This is a genomic window from Amycolatopsis decaplanina DSM 44594 (genome assembly GCF_000342005.1).
Lineage (GTDB): Bacteria > Actinomycetota > Actinomycetes > Mycobacteriales > Pseudonocardiaceae > Amycolatopsis > Amycolatopsis decaplanina.
The window spans coordinates 57,571-68,272 of the sequence record NZ_AOHO01000064.1; the positions used below are offsets into that span (position 1 = coordinate 57,571).

Sequence of the window (10,702 nt, forward strand, 5' to 3'; positions counted from 1 at the left end):
AGTTGATATCGGTTGTCGTTTTCATTTACTCTACACAGCCGAACCAGAACGCCCTCGACGCCCCGGAGCTTCAGTGACCGACAACCCCCGCGTGCCCCTCGTCCTGATCAGCGGCCTCGCAGCGGGACCGAACGCCGACCTCGCCGAGCGGCTGCGCCTCGCCGAGCCGGGCACCGCGGTCGTGCATCACGACCTGAGGCAGATTCACTCCGGAGTGGTTCGGCGGCGGATCCGGCTCGACGACCGCGACCAGCTGACGGTTCTCGAACTCGCGCACGGCTGCGTCTCGTGCACGTTGCGCGAGGACCTGTTGCCGCTGCTGCGCAAGCTCTCCCGGATGCCGCAGGTGCGGCGCATCGTGGTGCGGCTCGACGAGGCGATGGAGCCCGAGCCGGTCAGCTGGGCGCTGCACAACGTCCTCGTCGGCGAGCGCCCGGTGATCGAGGACGTCGATCTGCGAGCCGTGCTGACCGTCGTCGACTGCGCGGGCTGGCTGGCCGACAGCACCGGCGACGACACACTGGCCGAACGGAACCTGCGGGCCAGCCCCGAGGACGAGCGCACCGTCGCGCAGGTCGCGCTGGCCCAAGTCGAGTTCGCCGACCTGCTCGTCCTCGCCGGAGCGGCGACCGACGCCTGGTCCGCGGCGAAGGCTTCGGCCGTGCTCGACCGGGTCGCGCCGTCGATCCCCCGAGTCGAGATGTCCTCTGTGGACGGCAAGACCGTGCTCGACGCCGTCCCGGCCGACGCCCGGCGTGGCGAGGTCACCGACATGCACGGACCGTTGCTGCGCGGCCAACCGCCGTTGCACACCGACTGCGGGATCGGGCTGCTCACCTTCACCTCGCAGCGCCCGTTCCACCCGGAGCGCCTTCATGACGCGATCGACGTCCTGCTCGACGGCGTCGTCCGCACCCGAGGACGGCTCTGGGTGGCGAGCCAGCCGGACATGGCGCTGTGGATCGAATCCGCGGGCGGCGGCCTCGGCGTCGGGCACGCCGGGGCGTGGCTCGCCGCCCCCGACGGCCCGGACTGGGCCGACGTCTCCCCCGAACGCCGCACCCTCGCCTCCCTGCGCTGGGACCCGCTGTTCGGCGACCGCGCGCAGGAACTGGTCGTCGTCACCGATCAGGCCACCCCCGACGAGATCGAAGCCGCCCTGAACGGGGCGCTGCTGACCGAGGAGGAACTCGCCGCCGGCGAGCAGGAATGGCTCCGCTACCCGGATCCGTTCGGCGAGTGGCACGAAGAACCGTGTGAGGACACGGAAACCGACCCCGAGAAGCACGACGTGAACGCGTCGAACCGAAAGGACGAAAAGCAGTGAAACCCGGAATCCACCCCGACTACCACCCTGTGGTGTTCAAGGACCTCTCCACCGGGGACGCCTTCCTGACGCGCTCCACCGCCACCTCGGACCAGACCATCGAGTGGAGCGACGGCAACACCTATCCGGTGGTGAACGTCGAGATCAGCTCGTGGTCGCACCCGTTCTGGACCGGCAACCAGCGGATCATGGACAGCGCCGGCCAGGTCGAGAAGTTCCACCGCCGCTACGGACGGCGCGGAGGGTCGAAGTAATGGCCGTCCCGAAGCGGAAGATGTCGCGCAGCAACACCCGGTCCCGGCGTTCGCAGTGGAAGGCTGCCGTGCCGGATCTGGTGCCGATCAAGGTGAACGGCGAGACGAAGCTCGTGCCCCGCAGGCTGATCAAGCACTTCTTCAGTGAACACGGCCATCAGGGTGGGGAATGACGACGCCGGTCACGGTGCTGTCCGGGTTCCTCGGGGCGGGCAAGACGACCGTGCTCAACCACGTCCTCGCCAACCGCGACGGGCTGCGGGTGGCGGTGATCGTGAACGACATGAGCGAGGTCAACATCGACGCCGCGCTGGTGCGGGACGGGAACAGCCTGTCCCGCACCGAGGAACGGCTCGTCGAGATGACCAACGGCTGCATCTGCTGCACCTTGCGCGACGACCTCTTGGAGGAGGTCTCACGGCTGTGCGAAGACGGGCGGTTCGACTACCTGCTCATCGAATCGAGCGGGATCTCCGAGCCGATGCCCGTGGCGGCGACGTTCTCCTTCGCCCGTGAGGACGGTGCCACCCTGCTGGACTCCGCGCGGCTCGACACGATGGTGACCGTGGTCGACGCGGTGAACTTCGAGCGGGAACTGGCGGCCGGAGACGCGCTGACCGAACGCGGGTTGGACCAGTACGACGGGGACGAACGGACGGTCAGCGACCTGCTGATGGACCAGATCGAGTTCGCGGACGTGCTCTTGCTGAACAAGGCGGACCTGGTCCCGGCCATTTCCCTCGAACGGCTGACGGCGGTGCTGCGGCGGCTCAACCCGGCGGCCGAGGTCGTCGTCTCGACACACGGCCGGGTCCCGCTCGACAGGCTGCTCGGCACCGGGCGCTACGACGTCGAGCGGGCGCAGGAAGCACCCGGCTGGGTGGCGGAGCTCAACGGTGATCACGTTCCGGAGACGGAGGAGTACGGGATCTCCAGTGTCGTCTTCCGCGCCTCGCTTGCTTTTGACGCCGAGCGGCTGTGGGACTTCGTCGGGCGGCTCGACACCGGGGAGTTCGGGACGGTCCTGCGGTCGAAGGGGTTCTTCTCGCTGGCGTCACGGCCGGGGGTGACCGGGCTGTGGTCGCAGGCGGGTTCGGTCGCCCGGTTCGAGCCGCAGGGCGTCGAGGAGGCGCCGCGGCAGGAACTCGTGTTCATCGGCGTGGGACTGGAGGAGGACGCCCTCCTGGACTCGCTTCGGTCTTGCCTGTCCAGTGTGGACTTCACCGGGGCGGATCCGTTCCCGGAGTGGGAAGCGGTGCACGTCCATTGAGGCGTGGGCCTCGTGAGTGGTAAGGACGGTTAGAACCGTCCTTACCACTCACGAGGCCGCCCGGTCAGCCCGCACAGCAGCCACCGGCGGGTGCGGCACCGTCGTAAGCGTCGTGCCAGTTCCACCACTCGTACGGCGGCGTCCGCGGATACCCCTCCGGCGAGTCCTCCCACTCCTCCTGCCGCCCCAGTGCGGTGATGTCGAGGTAGCTCCATGTGCTGCCCAACGTCTCGTCACCGCGGCCGTTGACGAAGTACGTCCGGAACACCTGGTCGCCTTCTCGGATGAAGGCGTTGGTGCCGTGCCATTCGCCGACTCCGAAGTCGACGTCGAAGTCGCCGGTGATCGTGTACCACGGCATCCGCCAGCCCATCCGCGTCTTCAGCCGCGCGATGTCCGGTTGCGTGCCCCGCGAGGCGAAGGCCAGGGTGGTGTCGCGGGCGTTCAGGTGCGCGACGTGCGCGACCTGGTCGGCCACCAGCGAACAGCCTTTGCAGGCGTGGTCGGGGAAACCCTCCACGCCGGGATCGAAGAAGGCCCGGTAGACGATCAGCTGACGCCGTCCCTCGAACAGGTCGAGCAGGTTCACCGGCCCGGACGGGCCTTCGAACTCGTACGGCTTCTCCACCGCGAGCCACGGCATCCGCCGCCGCTCGGCCGCGAGCGCGTCGCGGGCGCGGGTCAGCTCCTTTTCCCTCACCAGCAACCGAAGACGCGCTTCCTCCCATTCGGCCGCCGACACCGTGTTCATCGCGCCGGCTCCGCGGGCAGGACGCTTTGCCGGTTCGGCTCCGGGACCAGCCCGTGGTGGGTGAAGCGCACTTCGGTCTCGCCGTCCTTCTCGCCGATCTCGAACGTGATCGTGGTGCCGACCGATTCGGTCTCGTCCCGGGTGAGGTCGAAGTGGTACTCGAACTCGTCGCCGGTGTGCTCGATCTCTTCCGGCCACCACCGGCGGACGTCGGTGAAGGCCTCGAAGACCTGTTGCGGCGTCTGGTCCACGGTGAAGCTCGTCGTGAAGCTCATGAGGAATCCTCCAGATGGTCTTTCAGTGCCGCGAGCGGCCCGTCCCAATCGCGGGCGAGCGCGGCGAGGAACTGCTGCGCGACCTGCATCGGGGCCGAGTGCAGCCGGTAACGGACACGGCGCCGCTCCCCCTGCTCCGGGGTGACCAGCCCGGCGTCGGTCAGCAGCGCGAGGTGCTTGGCGATGGCCTGCCGCGTGATGGGCAGCCGGTCGGCCAGGTCGGTCGCCGTGGCGGGGCCGCCCGAGGCCAGGGTGGCGAGGATGCCCCGCCTGCTCGGATCGGCCAGTGCGACGAAGACCTGTTCGGCGATCGCTTCGGTGTCAGGCGGCATCGAGGTATTCGATCAGTTCGCCCAGCTCGGCCGCCCACCCCTCCGTGTTCCCTTCGAAAGCGACACGGTGGGCGTCGTCCGGAAGCTGGGAGAAGCCGGTTTCGACGACGGTGAGCCGCGTACCTTCGCCGTTCGGGACGAGGGTGAACTCGACGTAGGTGCGGCGAGGGTCGTCGTCGGGCAGGCCGTAGATGTTCCAGGTGAAGCCGAAGATCTCCGGCTCTTTGACGCGCTCGACGCGCATGATCGCCTTGTGCCCCTCGTCCCATTTCATCTCGGCGTCACCACCGGGCCGCAGGTCGATGCTGGCCTGGTTCCCGAACCAGGTGCCCAGGCCCTCGGCCGTGGTCAGCGCGGCCCAGACCTTCGCGGGCGGATGGGCGATCTCGACGGTGCGTTCGATCCGGTCAGGGAATCCCACGACAGCCTCCTCAAGTAGCAATCAATCGGTTGCTATAACTTTGTATAGCAACTGACTGATTGCGTCAAGGCGAGTTCAGGAAGCCGTGTACAGCGCGCCGAGGAACTCGAGCAACAGCCGCTCCCGCAGCGGACCGGGTGCCGTGGCCAGCAGAGCGTTGATCTCCGCCATCCGGGTGGGCAGCCCCACCTCGCCGCCGAGACCCGCGGCCGCCAGCAGTCCGGCGAACTGCTCCGGTGTCAAGGTCGCGGGGTCCAATGCGGCGACAAACTCGGCCACCCGCGGGTCGACGACGACCGGCCCCGCGTCGCGGGCGGCCACGACCGAAGCGGCGAGGTCGGTCAGGAACTCCTCCTCACTCCCCCGGTTCGCGGCCGTCACGGTCAGGTGCAGGTTCGCGGGCGACGACTCGTGGGCGAACTGCGGCTGGACGTACCAGCCGCGTTCGCGCATCTCGTCCGCGACGGTGAACAGATCGAACCCTGCGCCGTCCTCCACGGTGAACGCGAGCAGAGTCGACACCGGATCGCCGAGGACTCGCAATCCGTCCAGCGCCTCGATCCCGGCTCGGATCTCCACGGCCGCCTCACGCGCCGCCGAAGCCAGCTTCCCGTAACCCTCTTCGCCGACATGACGCACGACGGCCCACGCCGCGGCGAGCGGGCCTCCGGACCGCGTGCTCTGCAGCGTGGTGTTCAGCATCGTGTAGCCGGGCCAGTCGGCGCTGGCGAAATACTGGGGACGACGCAGCCCGGCATCGGCGTGCAAGAGAACCGACACGCCTTTCGGGCAGTAGGCGTACTTGTGCAGATCCACCGACACACTGGTGACGCCGGGAACGTCGAAGCCGAACGGGCCGAGCCCCAGGTACGGCAGCACCCAGCCGCCGATGCAGGCGTCGACATGGAACCGGACGCCGTGCAGCAGCCCGGCGATCTCCGGGATCGGGTCGAGGACGCCGTGGGCGTACGACGGCGCGCTCGCGACGACGAGCACCGTGCTGTCGTCGACCGCCGCGGCCATCGCCTCGGGGATAGCGCGGAAGGTCACCGGATCGACCGGTACCGAGACCACGCGGACACCGAAGAAATGCGCCGCCTTGCGGAACGCGGCGTGCGCGGTCGTGGGCAGCACGATCGTCGGCGAAGACACTTCGGGACGCGCGTCGCGGGCGGCCAGGACGGCGAGCATGCACGACTCCGTGCCGCCCGAGGTCACCGAACCGACCGTCTCCGCCGTACCGCCCAGCAACCGGGCTGCGGTGCCGACGAGGTCGTTCTCCATCCGCAGCAGGCTCGGGAACGCCGTCGGGTCGAGTCCGTTGGCCGACGAGGCCAGCGCGTGCGCGGCCGCGCCGAGTTCGTCCACTTCGGACAGGCCGCTGTCGTAGACGTACGCGAGTGTCCGGCCACCGTGTGTCGGGAGGTCCCCCGCGCGCAGTTCCCGCAGTTCCTTCAGGACGTCCTCGGCGGTCACGACCGGCGCTCCAGCACCGACTTGCGCAGCAGCGGAATGCCCAGCACGATCAGCACGGCCGGGAGGATAGACGCGCCGAGCAGGATCGCCGTCAGCGCGCTGTCGGGCTGCGCGACCTTGGCGTCGAGGCTGGACTGGTAGCCGCCGAACTGCAGCACCAGCCCCCAGATCCCCGGCCCGAGCGCGAGCCCCAGCGTCTCGGACGCGGTCCAGACCCCGGCCGCGACCCCGGCCCTGGTCTCGCCGGTCCGCTCCTCCTCGTCGCTGATCAGGTCCGGCAGGATCGCCAGCGGGAACACCGAGATGCCCGCGTAGCCGACACCGCAGAAGGCGACGAACACCATCGTGACGGCGAACGGGAACACCTCGGCGCCGAGGAGCCCGAGCAGGCCGACACCGAAGGCGGCGGTGGCGATCCGGAACCCGGCGAGTTTCCCGACGCTCGCCCCGAGTTTCGGCCACAGCGGCATGGTCAGCAGCGCCGGGCCGACGAAACCGACGAACAGGACCGTCGAGTAGCCGGAGCTGCCGAGGATCCGCTCGGCGAAGAACGGGATCGCGGCCAGCACCGTGCCGATGCCGAGCGCCTGGATGAAGTAGACCCCGAGCAGCCAGCGGAACGGCCGCCACCGCGCGAGCGTCCGGAGCAGTTCGCGCGGGCTCACCGTGTTCGGCCGCAGCGCGCCGACGGGAGCGTCCTTCAGCCCGAAGTACACGCCGAGCGTCGCGAGCAGGATGACCACGGCGATGAACAGGCCCATGACCCGGTAGCCGGCGACGCCGCCGATGAGGTCCGTGATCGCGGGCGCGCCACCGCCGGAGACCAGGATGGCGACCGCGAGGAAGCCGATCCGGACGCTGGTCAGCTTCGTGCGCTCTTCGGCCGAGTCGGTCAGCTCGGCGGGCAGCGCGTTGAACGGTACCTGGAAGAAGGCGTACGCGGTGGCGCACAACAGGAACACGACGACGACGTAGATCGCGTCGGGCACCGGGCCGCCGAAGCCCGGGTGCGCGAACAGGGCCGCGAAAAGGATCGAGACGCCGATGCCGCCGTAGAGCAGGAACCGGCGGCGGCTGCCGGTGCGGACCATGTCCGCGTCCGACAGCCTTCCCGCGATCGGGTTGAAGAGCACGTCCCACGCTTTGGGAACGAACACGATCAGGCCCGCCACGCCCGCCGCGACGCCCATCGTGTCGGTGAGGTATTTCAGGAGGAGCAGACCGGGAACCGTGCCGAAGGCGCCGGTGACGAACGAGCCGAGCGAGTAGCGGTACCTCGTCCGTGCTGGCAGCGATGCCATGATCCTCCTCGAGGCGGTTCTCCCGATGAAGGCCTCAGTATTGGATCTTGGCCACCACCGGGTAGTGGTCGGAGGGAATCGTGCCACCGTCGTAATGCACGAGCTGTACCGGGCCGACAGCGGCGAGTGGACGGCCGCCCGCGCGTACGGCTCCGACGTAGTCCAGCGAGTCGCGATAAGTCGCCGGAACGGACTTCGCCGCGTTCGTGTTCGTCGCCGCGTCGAAGGTGTACGCGCCTTCGCCCGTCGTACGGAGGACGCCGTCGAGGAAGGCTTCGCCCTGCTGAAGCTGGGTCCGGCCGAGGGAGTCCTTGCGTGCCTGCCCCGCCCAGTACTCGATGTTGAGATCGCCCGCGACGACGACCGGCTCGCCCGCGGGCGCGTATTTCGTGACCAGGTCCCGGATCTCGCCGAGCTGCGCCATCCGGATGTCGTGCGCGTTCGGCAGCGTCTCCGGTCCCTCGTCGGCCTGCATATGGGTGCCCGCGATCCAGAGCGGCTTCCCGTTGACGACCAGCCGCGCGAGTGCTGCGCCCTTGTTGGACAGGTAATCCGCGGTGCCCGAATAGGAGTTGCGGAACACCAGCTGGTGCTGTTCGGTCACCGGTGCCTTGCTCAGCACGGTGACCCCGCCGTTGACCACGATGGGGGAATTCGAGCAGTTGCCGTTCACCGTGGTCCAGCCCGGTGAGATACCACAGTACTGGCCGACGAGCGGGGTCTGATGTGGCCAGACGTCCTTCAGCCGGTTGCGCATTTCCTCCGCCTGGGCGCTGAAAGCCTCGTCCAGGACGACGACGTCGGCGTCGTTCGCGCGGATGACGGCCTCCGCCGCACGGGCCCGCGCCTGCTTGTCCGAAGTGTTCGGGCCGGCGATCCAAGGCAGCTGCCAGATGTTGAACGCCATGACCTTCACAGAGACCGCCGCTTGGGCGGGCACGGCGGTTCCGGCGAACATGGCGGCGGCGATGGCGAGTACGGCGAGCTTCCGCACGAAAGACCCTTCCGGTGTCAGGAGACGACGAACGTCCTCGAGGTTCCGCTGAACGCGGAGATCACTCCGTTCCAGCCGTTCTTCCAGTTGCCGAAGTGGACCACGCGATATTTGCCGATCGGGGCGTTCGCGGGGATCTTCCAGTGGACGACGGCTTTCGATTCGGCGACGAACGTCCGCGCCCAGTGGTACTTCGTGTCCCAGTCGCCGTCGTCGGCGTGGCGGACCCACTCGCCGTCGGCCAGCCGCTGGATCTCCAGGAAGGTGCCGCCGCGCCGGAGGTCGTTCTTCGGATGCCCGGTGACGAACTCGACCGCGACCTGTTCGCCGCGCGCGTAGGTGCTCTTCGCGTCGACCAGGACGTCGCCGAAGTTCTTGAAAGCGGGCGGGCTGTCGAAGACGACCCCGGGCTGGAAGTTGATCAGCTTGCCGCGCAGATCCCGCGGCGTCGGCCCGTGCGGGACCGTCGTCCCCGCCTTCATCGCGGCCGCGAGTTTGGCGAATTCCTGCTGGTACGCCGGAAGTGTGTACCGGCCGTAGAGGGTCGACGCGCCCTCGTACTGCTGCGAGTCGTACTCCTCGGGAGTGGTGACGTACTGGCTGTACGCGTTGGCGTAACCCTGGACGAGCACGTTCTCCAGCGGGACACCGAGTTCGGCGGCGACGGTCCGGCGCAGCCGCAACCCGGAGACGATGGTGAGCTCGGCGGGCACGGCCACGAGATGCAGCTGTCCGATGCGGACGAGCTGCAGCGGCAGGACCTCGGGCGTCCACGGATACGGCTTCATCGCGCCGAACGGCACCGCGATCACCTTCGGCGCCTGCGCGTCGGCGAGTGCCTGCGGGATCGGCGCGTCGATGCCGCCGAGCCAGTCGATGAACGGGTTCTTCACTCCTTCAGGGAGCGGCAGGCCGGGTCCGTCCTCGCGGCTGCCCGCCAGCATCGACACCCCGATCGCGGCCGTGCAGGTGCGCTGCGGCCGCCCGTTCGGCGTGTACTTCGCGTCGACGGCCACGTCGGACATGTCCACGTAGCACATCCGGTGATCGACGCCACCGGTCACGGCCTCGGCCGCGGCGTCGAAGGCGCTCTTCGCCGCGCGGAACTGGAGGTCGCCGATGGTGCGGGTGTTCTCGAACTCGGTTTCGGGCGTGCCGGGTTCGAGGTTCAGGTTGGGGCTCATGTCGCCGGTGTTGGTCTGCGGGAACGCGGCGACGAACCGCGGGTTCCCGTCGAGGTAACGCACACCGGCCTGGTCGTGCTCCCATTCGTAGGCGGCGTAACCCTTGTTGTCGCCGCTGATCAGGTGGTTGCCGTTGCTCATCGACGTCCCGTGCGTGGCGAACCAGCTGATCGCGCCGACGTCGACGCCGTTCTGGCTGAACCGCAGCACCGTGACGGCCGGGTCGATCGCCTGCGGGAAGTGGTCCTTGTCCGCCTGCGGGTTCAGGTCGAAGGCCTTGCGTGAGCGGTTGACGCTCGCCTTGGTCAGTTCGGCGCGGCCGAGCCGGATCGACCCGGGCGCGAGGTTCGCGTGCGCCCGGCTGATCGCCTCGAAGATCCCGTCGACGACGGCGTCGTAGACCTCCTGCTGGAAACCGAGGATCGCCAGATCGTAGGCGGCGTAATGGGAATCCCCGCCGCACGCGGAGTGGGTGTGCGTGGCGTTGAGGAGCACGTTTTGCTCGGTGTACAGGTCGCCGTACGCGGCTTGGAGCTTGCGCATCACGCCCTGGTGGACGGACTGGAACAACGCGCCGAGATCGGCGGTGACGAACGCGATCCGCTTGGCGCCGTCGTCGACCACGAAGGCCCGCGCCCGGGTGCGGAGGTGGATGCCGGCGGTCTGCTGCTGCGGCATCGAGTAGCCCATCATGCCGTTCTCGGCGGCCGGGCCGGTGACGTCGGAGATCCCGACGCCGACGCGGAAACCCTGTGATGGCGCCGCTTGCGCGCTCCGCGCACCGAGCACACTCGCCGCGACCGGCAACGCCGCCGCGCCCGCGAGAACCCGCCTCCGGCTCACCGTCATGTGTCGCACCTCCCGGCCACGAACATGAACCGACTTCATGTTCGTGGCCGGGACGCTACGTGATGGGCCTCACGGTCGCAACCCACGAAAGGCGCGGGGCTTCGAGCGGGCCGGTGATGGCGGCGCACGTTCTCGTGAGTGGTAAGGCTGGTCCCATTGAGGGGTAGGGCAAAGGGGGCTTCGTGGTGTCGGGGCGTGTCGCGAAAGCCACTTTCGCGACGTTGGATGTCCCGAAAGATGCTCCTATAGATGTCAAGGGGTGTTGGTG

General features: G+C 68.7%; 12 protein-coding genes. 4 read left to right on the plus strand and 8 right to left on the minus strand.

Annotated features, from left to right (window positions below; translation table 11 throughout):
* The first annotated feature begins 73 nt into the window (after positions 1 to 73).
* Genes mrf through H074_RS23915 form a run of 4 tightly spaced genes read left to right on the plus strand, consistent with a single transcriptional unit; the run spans position 74 to position 2,851 of the window.
* Positions 74 to 1,327 (plus strand): ribosome hibernation factor-recruiting GTPase MRF, encoded by a 1,254-nt coding sequence (gene mrf / locus H074_RS23900; protein ID WP_007032637.1) that lies wholly within the window; start codon positions 74 to 76, stop codon positions 1,325 to 1,327.
* On the plus strand, positions 1,324 to 1,581 hold the full coding sequence (locus tag H074_RS23905) for a type B 50S ribosomal protein L31 (protein WP_007032638.1): 258 nt from the start codon (positions 1,324 to 1,326) through the stop codon (positions 1,579 to 1,581). The genes mrf and H074_RS23905 overlap by 4 nt, the downstream gene beginning before the upstream one ends.
* Entirely contained in the window at positions 1,581 to 1,754 is a 174-nt protein-coding gene (rpmF, locus tag H074_RS23910) for a 50S ribosomal protein L32 (protein WP_007032639.1), read from the plus strand. The genes H074_RS23905 and rpmF overlap by 1 nt, the downstream gene beginning before the upstream one ends.
* Entirely contained in the window at positions 1,751 to 2,851 is a 1,101-nt protein-coding gene (locus H074_RS23915) for a GTP-binding protein (RefSeq protein ID WP_007032640.1), read from the plus strand. Before rpmF ends, H074_RS23915 begins: the two co-directional genes overlap by 4 nt.
* A 64-nt stretch (positions 2,852 to 2,915) precedes the next feature.
* On the opposite strand, the gene H074_RS23920 is transcribed toward H074_RS23915, so the two are convergent.
* The 8 genes from H074_RS23920 to H074_RS23955 form a co-directional block, all read right to left on the minus strand.
* On the minus strand, positions 2,916 to 3,602 hold the full coding sequence (locus H074_RS23920) for a DUF899 domain-containing protein (RefSeq protein ID WP_007032641.1): 687 nt from the start codon (positions 3,600 to 3,602) through the stop codon (positions 2,916 to 2,918).
* Positions 3,599 to 3,877 carry an SRPBCC family protein gene (locus H074_RS23925; RefSeq protein WP_007032642.1) on the minus strand — a complete coding sequence of 93 codons (279 nt, stop codon included), beginning with the start codon at positions 3,875 to 3,877 and terminating at the stop codon, positions 3,599 to 3,601. Before H074_RS23925 ends, H074_RS23920 begins: the two co-directional genes overlap by 4 nt.
* Complete coding sequence (locus H074_RS23930) at positions 3,874 to 4,209, minus strand: ArsR/SmtB family transcription factor (protein WP_007032643.1); 336 nt, start codon at positions 4,207 to 4,209, stop codon at positions 3,874 to 3,876. The genes H074_RS23925 and H074_RS23930 overlap by 4 nt, the downstream gene beginning before the upstream one ends.
* A complete protein-coding gene (locus H074_RS23935; RefSeq protein ID WP_007032644.1) occupies positions 4,199 to 4,630 on the minus strand; it encodes an SRPBCC domain-containing protein in 432 nt (143 codons plus the stop codon). The genes H074_RS23930 and H074_RS23935 overlap by 11 nt, the downstream gene beginning before the upstream one ends.
* A 75-nt stretch (positions 4,631 to 4,705) precedes the next feature.
* Entirely contained in the window at positions 4,706 to 6,106 is a 1,401-nt protein-coding gene (locus H074_RS23940) for a pyridoxal phosphate-dependent decarboxylase family protein (protein WP_007032645.1), read from the minus strand.
* Positions 6,103 to 7,407 carry an MFS transporter gene (locus tag H074_RS23945; RefSeq protein WP_007032646.1) on the minus strand — a complete coding sequence of 435 codons (1,305 nt, stop codon included), beginning with the start codon at positions 7,405 to 7,407 and terminating at the stop codon, positions 6,103 to 6,105. Before H074_RS23945 ends, H074_RS23940 begins: the two co-directional genes overlap by 4 nt.
* Before the next feature lie 34 nt (positions 7,408 to 7,441).
* Positions 7,442 to 8,401: a sphingomyelin phosphodiesterase gene (locus H074_RS23950; RefSeq protein WP_007032647.1), complete on the minus strand. Its 960-nt coding sequence runs from the start codon at positions 8,399 to 8,401 to the stop codon at positions 7,442 to 7,444.
* Positions 8,402 to 8,418: 17 nt separating this feature from the next.
* The gene (locus H074_RS23955) at positions 8,419 to 10,434 is read right to left on the minus strand and encodes a neutral/alkaline ceramidase (RefSeq protein ID WP_007032648.1); all 2,016 of its coding nucleotides are present in this window, start codon (positions 10,432 to 10,434) and stop codon (positions 8,419 to 8,421) included.
* Positions 10,435 to 10,702: the final 268 nt, after the last annotated feature.